Below are 19,351 nucleotides of genomic sequence, written 5' to 3'. Positions count from 1 at the left end.
AGCACCAACGGCTGGACCCTGACCGCCGCACCCCCTTAAACCACGGCCATCCACCCCCACCAGCACCCCGCAAGATTTTCAGTGATCTTCTAGACAGGGTTTGCAGCCTGGCTGGCGTCCACCCAGCGCGCCAGGACCGCTGCGGCGGCGCCGGAGTCGATGGCCTGGGCGGCGCGGGGCAGCGCCTCGGCGATCTGCTCGGTGACAGGGGCCTCGGTCGGGCCGGAGGCCGCCACCAGCGAGGCGGCGGCGGCGAGCAGCACGGCGTCGCGGACCGGACCCGGCTCGCCGGCCAGCAGAGCCCGGGTGACAGCGGCGTTGTGGGGGGCGTCGGCGCCGCGCAGGGCGGTGATGTCCGGCACGTGGATGCCGACGTCGCGCGGGTCGAACCGCTCGCGGCGCGGCGACGTGGCTGAGTCCCCGGCCGTCCCGTCCCCGGCCGTCCCGTCCCCGGCAGGGTGGCCGGGGATCACCCAGATGGTGGAGGTGGTCGTCGGGGTCAGCTCGTCGAGGCCGTCGTCGCCGCGGAAGACCAGCGCCCGGGTGCCGCGGTCGGCGAGGACCTGTGCGACGACCGGCGCGAGGCGGGCGTCGGCAACCCCGATGGCCTGCGCGCCCGGCTCGGCCGGGTTGGTCAGCGGGCCGAGGATGTTGAAGGCCGTCGGCACGCCGATCTCGGCGCGGGGGGCGCCGACGTGCCGCATCGCCGGGTGGAAGATCCGGGCGAAGCAGAAGGCGATGCCGGCCGCCTGCAGGCACGCCTCGACCGCGGCCGGCGGCAGGTCGATGGCGACCCCGAGCTCGGCGAGCAGGTCGGCCGAGCCGCAGGCGGACGACGCGGCCCGGTTGCCGTGTTTGATCACGGGTACGCCCGCGCCGGCCACGACGAGGGCCGCCATCGTGGACAGATTGACCGTGTTCGACCGATCGCCGCCCGTCCCGCAGGTGTCCACCGCGCGTGCCCGGACCTCGTCGGGGATGCGCAGTGGGGCGGCGTGGGCGAGCATCGCCGCGATCAGTCCGCCGATCTCGGCCGGCGTCTCGCCCTTGGCCCGCAGCGCCACCGCGAACCCGGCGATCTGGGCTGGGGAGGCGGCGCCGGCCATGATCTGATTCATGGCCCAGGCCGTCCGCGCGGAGTCCAGGGACTCGCGGGCGAGCAGGGCGCCGATCAGCTCCGGCCAGCTCGTCACCGCGGCGGCCGGCACGGTGGGCGGCCCGGTCGGTGGCCTAGCGGGTGGCCCAGTGGGTGGCACGGTGGCCTCGATGGTCATCGGCGTCAGCCGGCGAGCTGGGCGCCCGTCAGCGGCCGCCGGGCCGCCGCGCCGCCGGCCCGTGCGCGCAGCAGCGTCACGACGGCCTCGGTGAGCCGGCCGGGGTCGACCGGGTGCGGGACGACGGCGTCCGCCTGCGACCAGGTGGCCAGCCACCGGTCGTCGGCGCGCGCGACGAGCAGGATCGTCGGCGGGCAGTCGGCCACCTCGTTCTTCAACTGGCGGCACAGGCCCATGCCGCCGGTGGGGGTGGCCTCCCCGTCGAAGATGCACAGATCGGCTTCGTGATGGTCGACGACGTCGATCGCGGCGGCGGCGTCGGCGGCCTCGACGAACTCCAGCGGGCCGAGGTCGGCGGCGGGCAGTCGACCGATCGCGGTGATGACGCGCGCGCGCACGTCGGCGCGGTCGGCGTAGACGAGGACGGTGCTCATGGCGTCCACGGCCTTTCGCATCAGGTGGCCACCGCCGACCGGCGGCCCGGGGCGGACCGCCGCCCCGGGCCCGACCGGAGACCGCGCGGGCGGGCGACCGGAGGCGATCGGGAGCGACCGGGCGACCGGCGCGATCCGCTCCGAAGATTACCCGGTTGTGGGGTCACGTCATCCCTTCTCCCTCGGGTCCGCCGCGCGGGCGGCGTGGCGCCGGCCCGCCGCGTGCATCGCCGGGCCGGCGCGGTTGCCAGAAGGCGGGAACAACAGTGATACTGAGAGTCGTTCTCAACCAGTGGAGCCCTCCGTCGGCGCGGTCGCCGGGCGTGTGCCCGGCGTGACGGCCGGCGGGTTCCGCTGCGACCGACGGGCGTGATCCATGACCGACCTGGCTGATCTTCGACTGACTCCGCAACGGATGGCCGTGCTGGAGGTCCTGCGGGCCGCCGACGACCATCCCACCGCGGCCGAGGTGTACGAGCGGGTACGCCGTTCCTCGCCGCGGATAGGCAGCGCTACGGTGTACCGCACCCTGGCGCTGTTGGTGTCGACCGGTCGGGCGCTGGAACTCAACCTGGGCGACGGCGCGGCGGCTCGGTACGACGCCAACACCCGCCGCCACGACCACGCGGTCTGCGACGGCTGCGGCCGTGCGGTCGACATCGATCACCCCGTACCGGACGGAATGATGGCGGAAATCGCTCGTCGCTCGGGCTTCGCCATCACCGGCTACGACCTGCAGTTCCGGGGCCTGTGTCCGGACTGTCAGGCGAATGGCTCCGATCCGGCCCGCGCCGCGGGCGGGACCGGCCCGACAGTGAACACCCACGCCAAAGGAGCGCTTCATGCCGAAGCTTGACGGCACCAAGACCCACGAGAACCTCAAGGAGGCGTTCGCCGGCGAGAGCCAGGCCAACCGGCGCTACCTGTACTTCGCCCGCCGCGCCGACATCGAGGGCCTGACCGACGCCTCGTCGCTGTTCCGCGACACCGCGGAGGGCGAGACCGGGCACGCCTTCGGGCACCTGGACTTCCTCGCCGAGGTCGGCGACCCGGCCACCGGCGAGCCGCTCGGCACCACCGCGAAGAACCTGGCCAGCGCCGTGGCCGGCGAGACCTACGAGTTCACTGCCATGTACCCCGGCTTCGCGAAGACCGCCCGCGAGGAGGGCTTCGAGGAGATCGCGGACTGGTTCTCGACCCTCGCCCGCGCCGAGAAGACCCACGCCGGCCGGTTCAAGAAGGCCCTCGACGCCCTCAACGCCGAGACCGCCGACGCCTGATCGGCCCGTTCTCGCACCACCGTCGGTGACCGGCCCCGGGTGTCCTTCCGCCGGGGCCGGTCACCGGTTCCCTCTCCCGCCCTCCCCTGTGACCCCGCCCCCCTGTGACCCCGCCCCCCGCTTCCGGACAGGAGGCCGCGCCATGGCGCTGACCGTCGCCGACATCACCACCGACCACCAGGCCTACGCGGAGAGCCGCCCGCAGTTGCGCCGCCAGATGATCCCGGTGCGCGCCGAGCGCCGCGTCCGGGTCGGCGACATCGTCCTCGCCGAGTTCGAGAACGAGCAGACCCTGCGCTACCAGGTGCAGGAGATGGTCTACACCGAGCGGCTGACGGCCTCCGCCGACGTCGCCCACGAGATCGAGGCGTACTCCCGCCTGCTGCCCGGCAGCCACGTCCTGACCGCCACCGTGTTCATCGAGCTCAACGTGCTCGAGACGGTGCGCGAGGAGCTTGGCCGCCTCGCCGGCCTGCAGCACAGCCTGTCCCTGGAGATCGGCGGCACCCGCGTCGCGGGGGAGGAGATCCCCGGCCTCGACGAGGACCCGGACGTCCCGTCCGAGACGGTCTCGGTGCACATGGTGCGCTTCGCGTTGACGGACGAGCTCCGCGACGCCTTCCGCGACCCGGACGTCCCCGCCGAACTCGTCGTCGACCATCCCGAGTACAACGACTCCNCCCCGCTGACCGGCGCCACCCGCCGAGCCCTCATCGCCGACCTCGCCCTGCGTTCCTGACCCCGCCGTCCGGATGGACCGGGCGACAGCCTGCCCCTCTTCGGATCAGATCTGCCGGATCAGGGCTGCCGGCCAAGCTACACCCGCCCACAGCGAGCGCGTGGCCGCCTTGATCCCTGCTGCTCGAGCCAACGCAGTGCGTCCTCTGTTGCCCGTGTCCTGGGGTGGTTGTCGCCGAGGGTGCGGCGTTGGTCGTCGAGCTGTCTCCACAGATCGGAGGCCGTCTGCGGGGCGCCGCGGGTCGGGTGATCGTCGGCGGTGTCGGGCGATTCCCGGGGTACGGCTGGCGTGGTGCCCGGGAGGACGGGGGCAGGGCCGGCCGACTGGCGGGCGTCGGACGACGGGGGGATGAGCACGCCGGGGAACTGGGGTTCCGTGGCCGGTTTCGCGCGTCCGGCGAGGGCGATGTGGATGTTGTCGAGCCGGGTGCGGCGGGCCTGGTCGGCGGGCAGGTCGAACAGGTCGAACGAGACGACGCCGGTCAGCAGGTCGGGGCGGGGGCAGTCCTGGACCCGGATCGGGATGATCTTGCGGATGGCGCCGTCGGGGTCCTGGTGGAAGGCGGTCTCCAGTTGCCAGGCGATCCACTCCGCCCAGGCCCGATCCGCGGAGGTGTAGGACACGAAGAAGTCCCACCCCCTCCGGCCCGCCGGCGCAGGCGTATCAGGATGCTGGTCCCCCATGAGATCAGACTGCCACGGCCCGTGCAGGTCCCGAAACGGGCCGCCGTCCCTCATGGGAGCCACCGATACGGGGTACGTGAAGTCGAGGAAGCGTGAGGTCGGTGGGCCAGTCCGGGCGGCCGGCGAGATTTGTCGTGGGTCATCCGTTCGGGGCGCCCGCGACCGGGTAGGCGAAAGGCTTACGGCACGTCACGTCAGCACGTTCATCTACGTCAAGGGAGTCACCCGTGACCGATGACCAGCTACGTCCCGACCTCGCGTCCGCCGGCTCAGGAGCTCCCGACCTGCCCCGTGGCGCTTCGGACCCGTCCCGCGGGGTCGCTGGCCGCGACCCGGACCGCGTCGGCGCGACCGGCGGCGACCCCGGGGGTGCCGGGCGGGTGCCGACGGCCGGTGGCCGGGCGTCCGAGCAGGGCGCGGCGGCGCTCAACGCGTTGCACCGCCTGGCCGAGGGGGAGGACGAGCGCTCCGCGCTCGGTGACCTCGCCCTCGCGGACGTCCTGTTGCCCGACCTCGGCAATGAGATCGCCGACCTGTCCGAGGAGAGCGAGGTTCTGCAACTGCCCGTTGCGGAGCGTCAGGACGGCACCCAGTTCGTCCCGACGTTCACCTCCGAACAGCGCCTGACGGAGGCCCTGCCCGACGTCGCCCGCTACCGCACGGTGCAGATCGCGACCCTCGGCCGGATCTGGCCGTCGGACGATCTGCTGCTGGCGGTCGACCCGGGGTCCGAAACCGGGATCGCCCTGCCGGCGGAGGGCCTGCGAGCTCTCGCCGCCATGTCCGCCTGATCGGTATGTCCGCCTGATCGGCATGTCTGCCTGACCGGCATGTCCGCCTGACCGGACTGGGCGGTCCGCTCGATCATCCGACCGACGTCCTCGACCGGGCCGACCCGCCCGGTCGAGGATCGTGGTCCGCGGGCCGTTCGCGGCTCTATGGCCGGCCACACGCCTTCCGCCCGGGTGTGCGGCCGGCCTGGTGCGGCTGGCTGGCGGGCGGGGAGGCCAGCGCCTGCCAGCCGAGGTAGGTGACGGGGAGGCGCATCTCCAGGCCCGTCATCCGGGCCCGCTCCTGAGCCACGGCCAGGACCGTCGGCACCGTCTGGCGGGTCACTGCGAGCCGGTCGCCCAGCCAGCGGACCTCGTAGCCGTCTCGCTCGACCACGGTCCGTAACGCGGCCTCCCTCGCCCTTCCAGAGGGACGAATCGGACGCCGAGCCCCCCAGGCGGGCAAGGAAGTGCTCGCAGCGCCATCGAAGCTCGATGCACCGGCGGCTTCGGGCGCGTCGGGTGGCTCGGGCGCGTCGGGTGGCTCGGGCGCGTCGGGCGCGTCGGGCGCGTCGGGGGACTCGGGCGTGTCGGGTGGCTCGGGGAGGGCGAACAGGTGGCGGAGGAGCACGGGAGCGCCGGGTGGATGGCCGGTGGCGGCCAGGGTGGCCAGGGCCGGCCCCTCGCCGGCGGCCGGATCGAACGACGAGGCGAGGATGGCGAGTGAGCCGTCGTCGACCAGAATCGGCGGGGCGGTGCGCCCGGACCGCCGGGGCCATCGCATCGAGAACCTCGAATTCCTGCCGACCGGTCCGGCAGGCACGCGACCGGCTTGCCGTCCGTTCTTCATCTGCCGTCCCTTTCCCGCGGCGGGCACCCGGTCGAACTCCGCCGCGCCCCAGGATCGTCCTGCCGCGTCCCAGGATCGTCCCGTCCCGCCCCACGATCGTCCCGCCCCGCCCATTGCTCGTCCTGCCGTGCCCCTTGATCGTCCCGACCTGCCCCTCGATCGGCCCTGACTTGCCCGCAGTTGGCGGCCGCCCGGCTGCTCACGGCGCCCGGAAGGCACTCTGACCTGCCGTTTCGATCGGTTGTGGTGGTCGCGCGACGCGTGGACGGCCACGTGGGCCGTGCCGTCCGGCCCGGCTCCACCGGGCCGGGAGACCCGGCTCCTGAGGTGGACGTCCGACGGGTGAGGCACGCAACATCCGCCGGAAGGATGCCGGTCGTCATGGTTTTTTCGACCCCTCCCGCGACGGCCCGAGGACCTGCGGTTTCCGCTGCGGCGCAGCGAATTGTGCGGTGGGTGGGGTGGTCCGCACGGCGGCTCGGGCCGGTCATCGACGAGTCGTAGTCCTACCGAACGTCGAACCTACGGTGGCGCCTGGAGCGTCGCGTGCCAGAATGACCGTCGTGGCCTCAGCCCCCGTCCTCGAGAAGGCTCCTCCACCACACCCGACGGCCAACCGTCCCTCGATGGTCTCGGTCGGCACGGTCGTGTGGCTGTCGTCGGAGCTGATGTTCTTCGCGTCCCTGTTCGCGATGTACTTCACGATCCGTTCGGTGAACAGCGGCAACTGGCCGCCGGTGACGGGTGATCCCGCCGGTTCCGAACACGGGCCCGTGGAGCTGCACGTCGGGTACGCGCTGTTCTTCACCGTGATCCTGGTGCTGTCCAGCGTCACCTGCCAGCTCGGGGTGTTCGCCGCCGAGCGCGGTGACGTCCACGGACTGCGGCGCTGGTACCTGGCCTCGTTGCTCATGGGCCTCGTCTTCGTCGGCGGCCAGGCGAACGAGTACTTCGGCGAAAACAAGTTCACCATGGCGTCGCACGCCTACGGCTCGGTGTACTACCTGACCACCGGGTTCCACGGGCTCCACGTCATCGGCGGTCTCGTCGCCTTCGTCATGGTGCTGGGCCGATCGACGTTTGGGCGCTTCACGCCGGAGAAGGCGACATCGGCGATCGTCGTGTCGTACTACTGGCACTTCGTCGACGTCGTCTGGATCGCCCTGTTCGCGACCATCTACCTCCTCCAGTGAGCGACATGACTGAAACCTCGGGCACACCGTCGGACACGCCGTCGGAAACCTCGTCGGACTCCACGCCGAGCGAGGTCGCGACGCCGGTCGCCGCCACGAAGCGGTCCGCGCGCAAGCGCGATACGTCCGCGCGCAAGCGCGGTCCGTCCGCGCGCCGGCGCCGGAGATCCTCCGCCCTCGTCCTCGTGTTCGGCCTGCTGGCCACCGGGGTGCTGTGGACGATGCTGGCTCCCACCGGCAACGCCGCGCAGACGGCGGACGCCAACGAGGCCGTCCGGCAGGGTCGCGCCCTGTACCTGCAGGGCTGCTCGACCTGCCACGGCCTCGGCGCCCAGGGCTCGAACACCGGCCCCAGCCTCGTCGGCGTCGGCGCCGCCGCGGTGGACTTCCAGGTCTCGACCGGGCGCATGCCGCTGGCCGCCCCGGCCGCGCAGGCCGACCGCAAGCCGCCGATCTACTCGGCGACGCAGATCGACCAGCTCTCCGCGTACGTCGCGAGCCTCGGTGGCGGCCCAGAGGTGCCCAAGGTCACTGACAAGGAGCTCAGCGACGCCGACCTGGCCCATGGCGGCGAGCTCTACCGCGCCAACTGCGCGCAGTGCCACCAGGCCGTCGCCCAGGGCGCTCCGCTGACCTACGGTAAGTTCGCGCCCTCGCTGAGCGAGTCCACCCCGACGCAGATCGTCGAGGCCATGCGCACGGGGCCGGAGTCCATGCCGGTCTTCGGAGACCGTCAGCTCAACGACGAGGACGCCGCCGCCGTGGCGGCCTACATCAAGCACCTGACCGACACCAAGAGCCCCGGTGGTTTCAGCCTCGGTAAGTACGGTCCGGTGCCCGAAGGGTTGCTGGCCATGCTGGTAGGCATTGGTGGCCTGCTCGTCGTGTGCCTGTGGATCGGAGCGAGGCAGAAGGTATGAGTGACCAGACGGGCCCGGGGACGCCGGGACCGGCGGGCTCGGGCGGAGGGGACCAGCCGGGCGACTCCGCCCAGGAACGCGTGCACTACGCGGGCTACCAGGGTGAGCCGGCAGACAAGTCGGACCAGGATTCGATGAGCAGCATCTTCAAGCGGGCCAAGCACCCCGTCGACACGTCGGGCGCCGCCGTCGGGGGGTCGGGGATCTCGGCCGGTGGACCGGACGTCCCGGCCGGCACCTCCGACGGCCCGGAGGTCCTGGGCACCCCGCCGCACCAGACGGACTCCACCCGCGATCCCGAGACCACGGTGATGCGGACCGGCGACGCCGGGGTGGCGCAGCCGACCTACGGCACGCACGCCGGCGGCGGTGGCGGGGTCACCGTCCGCCCGCCGCGCGCCGAGGACGTCGACCGCCGCGCCGAGCGGCGAGCGGAGCGGCTGATCGCCTGCTGGTTCCTGATCTCGGTGGTCGGCACCGTCGGCTTCGTCATCACGAACTTCGTCGGGGACAAGCACCAGGCGTACTACACGCCGTGCCTCGGCTCGGCGCTCGGCCTGGCCGTCGGTGGCCTCGGCATCGGCATGATCCTGTGGGCCAAGCGGCTGATGCCGCACGAGCAGGCCGTGCAGGAGCGCCACGAGTTCACCTCCGCCAAGGAGGAGATCGCGGTCACCGAGGCGGAGATCACCGCCGGCTTCGCCGACACCGGCCTCGCCCGCTTCCCGCTGCTGCGCCGCACCCTGCTGGGCGCCGGCACCGTGCTCGGCGGACTGATCGTGGTGCCGCTGCTCAACCTGACCAACTCCAAGCCGGGCAAGAAGCTCGACCACACCTCCTGGGTGAAGGGCGCGCGCCTGGTCACCGAGGACGGCCGCCTGGTCAAGCTCGGCGACATCTCCATCGGCGGCATCGAGACCGTCTTCCCGGCCATCCCGGTGACCGAGTCGGACGGCACGACGACCTACAAGCCGAAGACCGACGTGCACACCAAGGCGGACAGCACCACGATCCTCATCCGGTTGCCACCGGGTGTGGACCGGCCGCGCAAGGGGCGGGAGAACTGGTCCGTCGACGGTCACGTCGCCTACTCCAAGATCTGCTCGCACGCCGGCTGCCCGGTGAGCCTCTACGAGCAGCAGACCCACCACCTGCTCTGCCCCTGCCACCAGTCGGTCTTCGACGTGCTGGACGGCTGCCGGGCGATCTTCGGTCCGGCCAGCCGGTCGCTGCCGCAGTTGGCCATCGCCGTGGACGACGACGGATTCCTGTACGCCCGCAACGGTGACTACGACGAGCCGGTCGGTGCCGCCTTCTGGGAGCGCTCATGACAACCGCATCCCCACCGGAGTTCGTCAAGCGGCCGACCCCGGTCCGCAAGGCCAACCGCGCCATCGACGAGCGGTTCGGCACCCAGGCCGGGCTGCGGCGCAACCTGAACAAGGTCTTCCCCGACCACTGGTCGTTCATGATCGGGGAGATCGCGCTCTACAGCTTCATCGTCCTGCTGCTCACGGGCATCTACCTCACGCTGTTCTTCGACCCGTCGAACACCGAGGTCATCTACAACGGCTCCTACGTCCCGCTCAAGGGTGTGGAGATGAGCCGGGCCTACGCCTCGACGCTGGACATCAGCTTCGACACCCGGGCCGGGCTGGTGTTCCGCCAGATCCACCACTGGGCCGCGCTGGTCTTCGTCGCGTCGATCGTCGTCCACCTGTTCCGGGTGTTCTTCACCGGTGCCTACCGCAAGCCGCGCGAGGTCAACTGGCTGATCGGGGTCGGCTTGCTGATCCTCGCCATCCTCGAGGGCTTCGCCGGCTACTCGCTGCCGGACGACCTGCTCTCCGGCACCGGTCTGCGGATCGCCGCCTCGATCGCCCAGTCCATCCCGATCATCGGGACGTGGGCGTCGTTCCTGGTGTTCAACGGTGAGTTTCCGGGCGACAACTTCCTGCCCCGGCTCTACGTGATCCATATTCTGCTGGTGCCCGGTGTGCTGCTCGCCCTCATCGGCGCGCACATGGGCATCCTGTGGCACCAGAAGCACACGGACTTCCCCGGTCCGGGCAAGACCGAGCACAACGTCGTCGGCCACCGGGTGTTCCCGGTGTTCGCGGTGAAGTCCGGCGGGTTCTTCATGATGGTCTTCGCGATGCTCGCCCTGCTCGGCGGCCTCGCGCAGATCAACCCGATCTGGATGTTCGGTCCGTACGATCCGTCGAAGGTCTCCTCGGCGTCCCAGCCCGACTGGTACATCGGCTTCCTCGACGGCTCGACCCGACTGATGCCACCGTGGGAGTTCCGCGGCCTCGGCCATACCGTCCCGGCCGTGTTCTGGCCGACGGCGGTCCTGCCCGGCATCCTGTTCACGCTGCTGGCGCTCTACCCGTTCCTGGAAGCCAGGTTCACCGGCGACACCAAGTCGTACAACCTGCTCCAGCGGCCCCGGGAGGCGCCGACCAGGACCGCGCTCGGCGCGATGTCGATCAGCTTCTACCTGGTCCTGTGGATCTCGGGTGGTAACGACGTCATCGCGAAGACGTTCAGCATCTCGCTGAACGCGATGACGTGGGCCGGCCGCATCGGTCTGATCATCGTCCCGCCGATCGCGTACGCGGTCACCAAGAAGATCTGCCTCGCCCTGCAGGCGAAGGACGCCGAGGTCGAGCACCACGGGATCGAGACCGGCATCATCCGCCAGCTCCCCAGCGGGGAGTTCGTGGAGGATCACCGGCCGAAGCCGACCCCGGTACCCGACCACCCGCTGGTCACGAACGACCGGTTCGCACTGCCGTCGGCGAACGGCCATGGGGACGGGGACGGCAAGGGCCTCGCCCGCCGCGCCGGCAAGGCCGTGAGCGGCTTCTTCGTCGAGGAGAAGGAGACCGGTCCGGGCGGTCCGAGCGCACCGGTCGGCGGCGGCAAGCACTGACGCCGGCACCGATCCTTCAGCGCTGAGCTGACACCGGCCGCGGGGCCGGTCCGCCGTACCGGCGGGCCGGCCCCGCGGCCTTTGCCGTGCCTCCCGGCCCGCCGGGGGTGCTCAGCGGCGGGGGCGCTGGCCCTCGGCGCGCCGGCCGGCCGCCTGCTCCGGGCTGTCGGGGGAGCGGTGCACGTCGGCGTAGCGCAGAGCGTCGCGGATGGCGCCCGCCGCGGGCCAGCTCCACTCGCCGTCGAGGCGCACGAGCCGCACCCCGGAACCGGCCAGCCAGCGGGCGATTCGCTCGGTCTCCTCGACGGAGGCGCACGGCGCGGGGCCCGGCTGCGGTTGCACCGTCTCGGCGCTCGCGACCGCGGCGTCGACCCAGGGCCGCGGATCGATTCCGGGGGCCACGCTCACCGCGGACACCAACCGGCCGTGCCGGACCACGGCCAGGTCCCAGCCGGCCTGCGCGGTCGGCGCCGCCGCGACGAGCTGCGGGACGCCGGTCAGCGCGGCCAGCCGCTGACCGCGGGCCGCGGCGCGGACGAACGACACCATCCGGTCGCGGTGGACGGCCGCCTCCTCGTAGCGCCGATCGTCGGCCAGGCGGTCGATGTGGCGGGTCGACGCCGCGATGACCGGCCCCGGATCGCCCGTGATGGCCGCCCGGGCGGCGGCGACGTGGCGGGCGTAGGCGGCGACGTCCTCCCGGCCGTCGCAGGGCGCCCCGCACCTGCCCAGGTCCGCCAGGGCGCAGGCGGGGCGGCGGGCGCGGGGGGAGAGCCGCCCGGTGCACTGGCGCAGCGGCACCGCGGCGAGCAGCGCGTCGGCGGCGTCGTCGGCGCTGCGGGTGCTGGCGAACGGACCGAGATAGGTCGCTTCGTCCCGGGCGGCGCGCACCCGGGACAGCCGGGGGAACGGCTCGTCGGTGAGCTTGAGGTAGACGGTGCGCTCCGGGAAGCGGGAGCGGCGGTTGTACGGCGGCTTGTGCTCCGCGATCAGCCGCAGCTCCCGCACCTCGGCCTCCAGGGCGTGCGCGCAGCCGATGGCGTCCACCCGTTCGGCCAGCGCCACCATCTCGGCCATCCGGGTGCGGGGCTCGCTCGCGGTGAAGTAGGTGCGCACCCGGGACCGGACCGAACGCGAGGTGCCGACGTAGAGGGCCCGCCCGTCGGCGTCCCGGAAGATGTAGACGCCCGGGCCGGTGGGCAGCCCGTCGGCGAGGTGCCGCTTGCGCCGCTGGGCCGGGGAGACCCGGGCGCTGTACTCGTGCAGCTCCTCCAGCGTGCGCACGCCGGCGTTGCCGAGCCGCTCGAACAGCCCGTGCAGCACGTCCACCGTGGCCCGGGCGTCGGCCAGCGCGCGGTGGCAGGGCTCGGTCGAGCTGCGGAACAGTCGGGCCAGCGAGGCGAGCCGGCAGTCGGGGGCCTCGTCGCGGCTGACCAGCCGCCGCGCGATGCGCAGGGTGTCGAGGTGCTCCCAGGTGGGCGGCGGGTAGCCGCAGCGCTGCGCCGCCGCCCGCAGGAAGCCGAGGTCGAACGGGGCGTTGTGGGCGACCAGCACGGCGCCGCGGGCGAACTCCAGGAACGTCGGCACCACCTCGGACTCCGCGGGGGCCGTCGCCACCATGGCGTCGGTGATCCCGGTGATCACCGAGACCATCGGCGGGATGCCCACGCTCGGGCGGACCAGGGTGGACATCTCCGCGAGCACCTCGCCGCCGCGCACCCGCACCGCGCCGATCTCGGTGATCTCACCGGTCGCCACCGAGGTCCCCGTCGTCTCCAGGTCGACCACGACGAACGTCAGATCGGACAGCGGCCGGCCGAGTTCGTCGAGGCTGGCCTGCCGGTGCGCGCAGACGCCACCGGCCACGCCCACGACGGCGGGGTCGGCGCGGGGCCGGGCGGACTCGCCAGCCGGGCTGGTCACCCGCGCCAGGTCGGCGAGGGGACCGGCGTCGGCGGCGGAACGGTCGGTGGGGGAGCGGTCGGTGGGGGTGGGGTCCGGGCGCACGGCGTCACGGTAAGCCCCGCCGCCGACAGTTCTGCCACGGGTCGGGTTCCGGCTCGGGGCACGGGAGGCAGGGGAGGCGTCGGCAGGGACATGGTGGGTCCCGCTGCGGGCGTCATTGTGGTCCCGTCGGGGCTGTCCCGCGGCCCTTGTGGCGCCACGCCGGAGACACGCGACGGCCACTCGGCAGGCCAACCCGCCTGGAATGCGAAATCATGCGCAGGTGGCGTGGTTTGAAACGAACGGCATTCGGGTGGGGCGGGTCGCAGTGGACTGCGCGAACGTGGACGTGATGGTGCGCTTCTGGTCCGCTGCGCTGGGTTATGAGGTGGACCGGCGCGACGACGACGCGGCACTGCTGCGTCATCCCGCCGGGGCGGGGCCGAAGCTGTTGCTGCGGCCGGGAGCCCGCGGTGGCGGTGGTCCCAGCCGGCTGCATCTCGACCTCTACGCGGTCGACGCCGAGCGGGTCATCGGCTGGTTGTCGACCCTCGGCGCCCGCCGGGTCGCCCGGTACGACGACGACGGGGAGCGCGGGTACATCCTGTCCGATCCGGAGGGCAACGAGTTCCGGGTGATGACGGCCGGACCGACCGGCTTCGCCCGGCCCTTCGTCTGATGGCCGGTCGTGGCGATGACCCGTCGGCGGGCTGATGACCGGGTCGATAGGGTCGTGAGCCATGCCGAGCGTCTTCACCCGGATCATCAACGGCGAGCTTCCCGGGCGCATCGTGTACTCCGATGAGTACACAGTGGCGTTCCTGACGATCGCGCCGATCCGGCCGGGCCACACGCTGGTGGTCCCGCGCGCCGAGATCGACCACTGGATCGACCTGCCCGACGACGTCCAGACGGCGCTGTGGACCGCCGCCGCGACGGTCGGCCGGGCCATCGACGCCGCGTTCCGGCCCCGGCGGGTGGCGGCGCTCGTCGCCGGGCTGGAGGTGCCCCACGTGCATGTGCACCTGCTGCCCATCGAGAACGAGACGCAGATCGACTTCACGCTCGCCGACCACGACCCGGACTCGGCCGAGCTCGACGCCGTAGCGGAGCGGATCCGCGCCGCCGTCGGCTGACGCGCGGCCGGGTGGGGTGGATCCGGCGAAGGTCCACCCCACCCGGTGTGCCCGCGGCGGACGGTGTGCCCGCGACGGGCTCAGAGCTGGAACGTGGCCGGGCTGACCGCGAACAGCGGCTCCCAGTGCAGCAGGCCGTGCCCGGGCGGCGCGTCGATGACGACGTTGCCCCGCACCTTCTGGCCGGCCTTCACCGTCGACGCGGACAGCCGCGGCTCCACGTTGTCGTAGCTGCCGTCGTAGCGCGTCCCGTCCGGGGTCTGGATGTAGAAGTCCGACGGGGAGGCAGACGTGTCCCCGCGGCTCACCTCGACCGTCACGTTGAGCACGTAGTAGGCACCCTGGGTCGGCGGGTCGCCGTACTCGGTCACCTTGCCGGTGGTCGAGCAGACGCTGTTGAGGGTCACCCGGGCCTCGAAGTCGCTGACGGAGGAGTTCGCCTCGCCGACGACGGTCCCCGAGCCGCCGATGGCCGCCGCGCCGGCCCCCGGCGCCCCCTGCGGGGTGACCGCGACGCAGTTCGAGACGCCGATCGGGCCGGTCGCGGTGGCGCTCGGCACGGGCGGCGTCGGCGCCGACAGCCCGGGTGCGCTCAACGACGGTGCCGGTACCGGCGCGGCGATGTCGTTCGAGTCGTCGCCCCCCACCGCGAGCGCGATCACCACCCCGACGACGATCGCGGCGACGACGGCGAGCGGCACGATCACGAACAGCGGGTTGCGGCGCCGCTGCGGCGCAGGGGGCGGGGCACCCTGCTGCCAGCCGCCGCCCTGCTGCCAGGTACCGCCCTGCTGCCAGCCACCGGGCGGGTTCTGCTGGTAGGGGCCCTGCGCGCCCGGGTAGCCTCCCGGCCCCTGGTAGGCCGGGCCGCCCTGGTAGGCGCCGGTGCCACCGGGCGGGTAGCCGCCCTGCGGCCAGCCGCCCGGCTGTCCCCAGCCCTGCTGGTCCGCGCCCGGCTGCCCCCCACCGGGTTGCCCCCAGCCCTGGTGGTGGTCGGGTGCCTGCTGGCCGCTCCCGGGCTGCCCCCAGCCTGGTTGCTCGACGCCGGCCTGCCCCGCGCCGGAATGCCCCCAGCCTGCGGAGCCGCCGCCGGGCTGCTGCGGCGGTGGCCAGGACTGCTCCCCGCCGGGGCGCTGTCCCGTCGCCCACGGCTGCCCGGCGGTGGCGGGCCCGGGGGCCTGCGGCCCGCTCGGGGAGGTCCCGCGCGGCATGGCGGGGGTGTCGGCGGACCAGGCGAGCCGGGTCTGCTCGTCGGACTGGTCCGGGGCGGTGCCCCAGGACGGGGCCGGCGGGGGAGTCGAGCCGGATGGGCTGGACGGGCCGGATGGGCTGGACGGGCCGGACGAGCCGGACGGGCTGGACGCCGCGCCGCCGCTCGGCGTCTCTGCGGGCTGGTGCCAGGGATTGCTCGGCTGCTTCCACGTCTCCTGGCTCCCGTCACCGCCGGGGGGCTGGTGAGGGGGGTTCTGGTCGGTCACGATGGTCCTCTCCGGCGCAGCCAGGGCCGCGTTTGGAAAAAATCGCACGCTGGGGAACGCACCACGCGAGGCTACATAAGCCGGCTTTCCCGTGAGACAATGCCCGCCCCGGCGCGGCCCACCGGTCCTAGATCCCACACCGGTGGTCCGTGTGAGCCCTCTGAGCTCTCTCGATAGGCTGTACCTTCATCGTTCTTCCCGTCGGCTCCGGAGTCCCTACGTGCCTTGCTGTCTGGCCGGTCGGAGAAGCCGTCGGAGAGGCGGCCCGCCCGCTTTCCCGCGTCATCCGGACGCTGACGGACAATTCCGCGCGCGGCCAGGACCCGCGTTGCCCGCGTTCGGACCTCGGGCCGCCCTGGTCGGTGCTCCGACCGCGCCGGATGACTTCTCTCACCGGCCTGCCGCCGGGATGGTCGGTGCTACGTCGGTCGTGTCCTCGACGCCATCCGTCCGGACCGTGTCCGTGGTGGCCGCCCCTGCTGGGAGCAGGCGGTGACGGGCCCGCTGCCCGCGCCCGTGCGGGAGTACGTCATCGAGCTCGCCGCGCAGACACTCGCCGATCTGCCCGAGTCCGACGTGCCGCCGTCGCTCGTCGCGGTGCGCCGGTTCAAGGCGTCCCGGCGGGCGAAGGCGGGCGCGATCCCGCTGGCCGCCGCCGTCGACAACGAGGTGTTCCGTGGCCGCGTCGCCGAATGGATCCGCCGGCACCAGCCGGAGCTGGCCGAGGCCGCCGATTCCGCCGGTGGGCTCCCGCCGGCCGCCCCGCCGGAGAAGGTCGCCGCGGTGGCCTACCTGCTGCGCGTCCCGCACTGGCCCGAGCTGGTCGAGCTGGCCTCGGCCTCGGCCGCGGAGGCGGAGGTCCGCGGTCGGGCCGACGAGGCCGAACGGACGATCCGCCGGCTCACCGAGCAGCTCGCCGCGAACCAGCGCAGCGCCGCCGGTGAGCTGGGGCAGTTGCGCGAGCGCCTCGCCGCGGCCCGCGCCGAGGCGGAGGAGACCCGGCGGCGGCTGCGGGCGTCCTCGGAGCAGATCCGCCGGGCCGAGCAGGCCGCGCGGGAGTCGGTGGTCGCGGCCGAGACGGCGCGCGACGCGGCACTCGCCGCCGGTCGTGACGCCGAGGTCGAGGTGCGCCGGCTGCGTGGCCGGGTCGCCGAACTGGAGAGCGCCCTGGCCGCCGCGCGCCGGGACTCTCGCGACTCCCGCAGCGTGGACGACGCCCGCATGCGCGTCCTGCTCGACACGCTCATCGCCTCGGCCCACGGCGTGCGCCGCGAGCTCGACCTGCCGACGATGGTCGCCCGGCCGGCGGACCTGCTCGCCCGCGGCGGCGACGGGCCGAGCAGCGCGCCGCAGGCGTTCGTCGGGGCCCGGGGGCGGCCCGACGACGATCCGACCCTCATCGACGAGGTGCTCGCCGTGCCCGGCGTGCATCTGATCATCGACGGGTACAACGTGACCAAGCGCGGCTACGGCCGGCTCACCCTGCAGGCGCAGCGGGAACGGTTGCTGTCCGGGCTCGGCGCGCTCGCCGGGCGCAACCCGGACAGCGAGGTCACGGTTGTCTTCGACGCGACCGCGGTCGTCGCCCGCCCGGTCGGCGTCACGATGCCCCGGGGGGTTCGGGTGCTGTTCAGCCGTCCCGGCCAGCTCGCCGACGAGGAGATCGTCCGGCTGGTCCGGATGGAGCCCCAGGGCCGGCCGGTCTTCGTCGTCACCTCCGACCGGGAGGTGGCGGAGAACAGCGCCGCGGCCGGCGCTCGGGCGGTGCCGTCGGCGGCCCTGCTGGCGCGGCTCGACCGTTAGACGGGTAGGTCGACGGATCTCGGCCGCTCGCCACTCGAGTTTCCGGCATCGCCGAGCGTCGCATCCTCCTGTGGGCAGGTGGGTGGCGGAGGCGCCGGAGGTTGATGCCGGTGTGTGGGCGCGCAACCGCCACCAGGCTCCTGCCTTTTCGAAGGATGAGGCGTCCGGGCACCCGGGCGTGAACCGGACCGCCGTCCAGCCGTCCGTGGCATAGGCGCCGCACGCTGACCAGCCGGCCGCCGAAAATTGTCGGACCCGGGTCCTACCGTCGGTCACGTCGGGACATCGGTGCGCGGGTTGTGCCGCCACCGGCCGGACCTCGGGAAGGTGAGTGCCATGCTGATCGACTGCGATTCCTGCACCGGCCGCGGCCCCCGGTGCGCGGACTGTGTGATCACCGCCATGTTCGGGGAGGCGGACGGGGGCATGGCGTGGGATGTGCAGGAGCGCCGCGCGCTTGCTGTGCTGGCGGCCGCGGGACTGCTGCCGCCGCTGGAGGAGCTGGCCGGTTCGGTGCTCGACCGGGTGCCCCGCGGTGCCGCCGCGCACGGTGCGGCCCGTCCGCCGCGCCGTGCCGGCTGAGCAGCCCGCCGTGTCGAGTCGCGGCCTGGCGGGGCCCCGCGCCGCGCGGCGGCTCGGCCTGGCGCTGCTCCTCGCCCTGCTGCTCCTCGCCCCGCTGCTGCGCGGGCGGGTGCGGGGCGCCAGCCGGGCGGTGACCGCCGGTCGGCGTGGGAGAGCATGGGCGGATGCGCGTTCTGGCCGTCACCAACGACTTTCCGCCGCGTCCGGGCGGCATCCAGGCCTACGTGCACAACTTCGCGGCCCGGCTGCCGGCCGGCGAGATCGTCGTCTACGCCCCGTCGTGGGAGGGCGCCGCGGCGTTCGACGCCGCGCAGGGTTTCCCGGTCGTGCGCCACCGGACCTCGCTCATGCTGCCGACTCCGGACGTCCTGCGGCGGGCTCGCCAGATCGCCCGGGCGGAGGGCTGCGACACGGTGTGGTTCGGCGCGGCCGCCCCGCTCGCGTTGTTGGGCTCACGGCTGCGCCGGGACACGGCGGTGCGCCGCGTCGTGGCGAGCACCCACGGGCACGAGGTCGGCTGGGCGGCGCTGCCGGCCGCGCGCCAGTTGCTGCGCCGCATCGGCGCGACCGCGGACGTCGTCACCTACCTCACCGACTACACCCGGACGAGGATCGGGCCCGCGCTCGGCGCCCACCCGGCGCTCGCCCGCCTGCCCAGCGGTGTCGACGCGACGCTGTTCGGCCCGGGCGCCGGGCGGGAGGAGACCCGCCGCCGATACGGGCTGTCCGGACGGCGGGTGGTGGTGTGCGTGAGCCGGCTTGTCGCCCGCAAGGGGCAGGACATGCTCGTGCGTGCCCTGCCGGCGCTGCGGCGCCGGGTGCCGGAGGCGGCGCTGCTCGTCGTCGGTGGCGGTCCGCACCGCGCGGACCTCGAACGGCTTGCCCGGGACAGCGGCGTGGCCGAGCACGTCACGTTCACCGGTTCGGTGCCGTGGGAGGAGCTGCCCGCGCACTACGCGGCCGGCGACGTGTTCGCGATGCCGTGCCGGTCCCGGCTCGGGGGGCTGGAGGTGGAGGGGCTCGGGATCGTCTACCTGGAGGCATCGGCCACCGGTCTGCCGGTGGTAGCCGGGAACAGCGGTGGCGCCCCTGACGCGGTGCTCGACCAGCGCACCGGTTTCGTCGTCGACGGGACCGACCTCGGCGCGGTGGAGCGAGCCGTCGGGGACCTGCTCGCCGACCCGGACCGGGCCGCGTCGATGGGCGCCGCCGGGCGGGCGTGGGTCGAGCAGCGCTGGCGCTGGGACGTGCTCGCCGCCGAGCTGCGCTCGCTGCTCGGCGGCCAACCCGGCCCGGCCTGACAACCCGGGGCCGGCCCGGTGGCCTCAGT

General features: G+C 73.4%; 19 protein-coding genes and 1 pseudogene. 14 read left to right on the top strand and 6 right to left on the bottom strand.

All coding sequences use genetic code 11. From position 1 onward, the window contains the following. Window positions 1-89: 89 nt before the first annotated feature. Together trpD and FF36_RS23200 are read right to left on the bottom strand one after the other, a co-directional pair. On the bottom strand, window positions 90-1,274 hold the full coding sequence (gene trpD, locus FF36_RS23205) for an anthranilate phosphoribosyltransferase (protein ID WP_396229975.1): 1,185 nt from the start codon (window positions 1,272-1,274) through the stop codon (window positions 90-92). 5 nt (window positions 1,275-1,279) lie between these two features. Next, window positions 1,280-1,708, bottom strand: coding sequence for a response regulator (locus FF36_RS23200; protein WP_044887275.1), 429 nt, complete (start codon window positions 1,706-1,708; stop codon window positions 1,280-1,282). A gap of 376 nt (window positions 1,709-2,084) precedes the next feature. Here FF36_RS23200 and FF36_RS23195 point away from each other — a divergent pair, with 376 nt between their 5' ends. The 4 genes and pseudogenes from FF36_RS23195 to FF36_RS40110 all read left to right on the top strand — a co-directional run. Continuing rightward, window positions 2,085-2,564, top strand: coding sequence for a Fur family transcriptional regulator (locus FF36_RS23195; protein ID WP_044887265.1), 480 nt, complete (start codon window positions 2,085-2,087; stop codon window positions 2,562-2,564). Then, window positions 2,551-2,988 (top strand): rubrerythrin family protein, encoded by a 438-nt coding sequence (locus FF36_RS23190; RefSeq protein ID WP_044887264.1) that lies wholly within the window; start codon window positions 2,551-2,553, stop codon window positions 2,986-2,988. The genes FF36_RS23195 and FF36_RS23190 overlap by 14 nt, the downstream gene beginning before the upstream one ends. A gap of 142 nt (window positions 2,989-3,130) precedes the next feature. Then, a pseudogene (locus tag FF36_RS23185) lies at window positions 3,131-3,667 on the top strand (DUF3501 family protein); the annotation flags it as partial. A 1-nt stretch (window position 3,668) separates the two neighbouring features. After that, window positions 3,669-3,727, top strand: a 59-nt coding sequence (locus FF36_RS40110) for a hypothetical protein (RefSeq protein ID WP_255355867.1), incomplete at its 5' end; no start/stop codon positions are given. 77 nt (window positions 3,728-3,804) lie between these two features. Here FF36_RS40110 and FF36_RS36115 read toward each other — a convergent pair. Further along, the gene (locus FF36_RS36115; protein ID WP_052681356.1) at window positions 3,805-4,350 is read right to left on the bottom strand and encodes a toll/interleukin-1 receptor domain-containing protein; all 546 of its coding nucleotides are present in this window, start codon (window positions 4,348-4,350) and stop codon (window positions 3,805-3,807) included. Window positions 4,351-4,637: 287 nt separating this feature from the next. Between FF36_RS36115 and FF36_RS23175 the strand changes: the two genes are divergently transcribed. Then, window positions 4,638-5,201, top strand: coding sequence for an SseB family protein (locus tag FF36_RS23175; RefSeq protein WP_052681355.1), 564 nt, complete (start codon window positions 4,638-4,640; stop codon window positions 5,199-5,201). 145 nt (window positions 5,202-5,346) lie between these two features. Here the strand turns inward: FF36_RS23175 and FF36_RS35550 are convergent, their stop codons facing one another. Further along, window positions 5,347-5,964, bottom strand: coding sequence for a hypothetical protein (locus FF36_RS35550; protein ID WP_044887262.1), 618 nt, complete (start codon window positions 5,962-5,964; stop codon window positions 5,347-5,349). A 620-nt stretch (window positions 5,965-6,584) separates the two neighbouring features. On the opposite strand from FF36_RS35550, the gene ctaE reads away from it, so the two are divergent. Genes ctaE through qcrB form a run of 4 tightly spaced genes read left to right on the top strand, consistent with a single transcriptional unit; the run spans window position 6,585 to window position 11,078 of the window. Then, the gene (gene ctaE, locus FF36_RS23165; protein ID WP_044887261.1) at window positions 6,585-7,223 is read left to right on the top strand and encodes an aa3-type cytochrome oxidase subunit III; all 639 of its coding nucleotides are present in this window, start codon (window positions 6,585-6,587) and stop codon (window positions 7,221-7,223) included. Between the two features lie 5 nt (window positions 7,224-7,228). Beyond that, the gene (gene qcrC / locus FF36_RS23160) at window positions 7,229-8,143 is read left to right on the top strand and encodes a cytochrome bc1 complex diheme cytochrome c subunit (protein ID WP_044887272.1); all 915 of its coding nucleotides are present in this window, start codon (window positions 7,229-7,231) and stop codon (window positions 8,141-8,143) included. Continuing rightward, window positions 8,140-9,474, top strand: a complete 1,335-nt coding sequence (gene qcrA, locus FF36_RS23155) for a cytochrome bc1 complex Rieske iron-sulfur subunit (RefSeq protein ID WP_044887260.1) — start codon at window positions 8,140-8,142, stop codon at window positions 9,472-9,474. Before qcrC ends, qcrA begins: the two co-directional genes overlap by 4 nt. Further along, a complete protein-coding gene (gene qcrB / locus FF36_RS23150; RefSeq protein ID WP_044887259.1) occupies window positions 9,471-11,078 on the top strand; it encodes a cytochrome bc1 complex cytochrome b subunit in 1,608 nt (535 codons plus the stop codon). Before qcrA ends, qcrB begins: the two co-directional genes overlap by 4 nt. Before the next feature lie 111 nt (window positions 11,079-11,189). Here qcrB and FF36_RS23145 read toward each other — a convergent pair whose 3' ends face one another. After that, the gene (locus FF36_RS23145) at window positions 11,190-12,950 is read right to left on the bottom strand and encodes a DEDD exonuclease domain-containing protein (RefSeq protein WP_044887271.1); all 1,761 of its coding nucleotides are present in this window, start codon (window positions 12,948-12,950) and stop codon (window positions 11,190-11,192) included. A gap of 337 nt (window positions 12,951-13,287) precedes the next feature. Here FF36_RS23145 and FF36_RS23140 point away from each other — a divergent pair, with 337 nt between their 5' ends. Next, window positions 13,288-13,701, top strand: coding sequence for a VOC family protein (locus FF36_RS23140; RefSeq protein ID WP_044887258.1), 414 nt, complete (start codon window positions 13,288-13,290; stop codon window positions 13,699-13,701). A 61-nt stretch (window positions 13,702-13,762) separates the two neighbouring features. Then, the gene (locus FF36_RS23135; RefSeq protein WP_044887257.1) at window positions 13,763-14,158 is read left to right on the top strand and encodes an HIT family protein; all 396 of its coding nucleotides are present in this window, start codon (window positions 13,763-13,765) and stop codon (window positions 14,156-14,158) included. A gap of 80 nt (window positions 14,159-14,238) precedes the next feature. Here FF36_RS23135 and FF36_RS23130 read toward each other — a convergent pair whose 3' ends face one another. Next, window positions 14,239-15,636 (bottom strand): DUF4352 domain-containing protein, encoded by a 1,398-nt coding sequence (locus FF36_RS23130; RefSeq protein WP_044887256.1) that lies wholly within the window; start codon window positions 15,634-15,636, stop codon window positions 14,239-14,241. A 492-nt stretch (window positions 15,637-16,128) separates the two neighbouring features. Here FF36_RS23130 and FF36_RS23125 point away from each other — a divergent pair, with 492 nt between their 5' ends. The 3 genes from FF36_RS23125 (at window position 16,129) to FF36_RS23115 (ending at window position 19,322) form a co-directional block, all read left to right on the top strand. After that, window positions 16,129-17,439 carry an NYN domain-containing protein gene (locus FF36_RS23125; protein ID WP_044887255.1) on the top strand — a complete coding sequence of 437 codons (1,311 nt, stop codon included), beginning with the start codon at window positions 16,129-16,131 and terminating at the stop codon, window positions 17,437-17,439. A 336-nt stretch (window positions 17,440-17,775) separates the two neighbouring features. After that, on the top strand, window positions 17,776-18,021 hold the full coding sequence (locus FF36_RS23120) for a hypothetical protein (RefSeq protein WP_044887254.1): 246 nt from the start codon (window positions 17,776-17,778) through the stop codon (window positions 18,019-18,021). Between the two features lie 164 nt (window positions 18,022-18,185). Beyond that, a complete protein-coding gene (locus tag FF36_RS23115; RefSeq protein ID WP_044887253.1) occupies window positions 18,186-19,322 on the top strand; it encodes a glycosyltransferase family 4 protein in 1,137 nt (378 codons plus the stop codon). The last annotated feature ends 29 nt before the right edge of the window (window positions 19,323-19,351 follow it).

It is taken from the genome of Frankia torreyi (assembly GCF_000948395.1).
GTDB lineage: Bacteria > Actinomycetota > Actinomycetes > Frankiales > Frankiaceae > Frankia > Frankia torreyi.
Note: the sequence above shows the minus strand (reverse complement) of the source record. Positions and strands in the feature narration are given on the sequence as shown.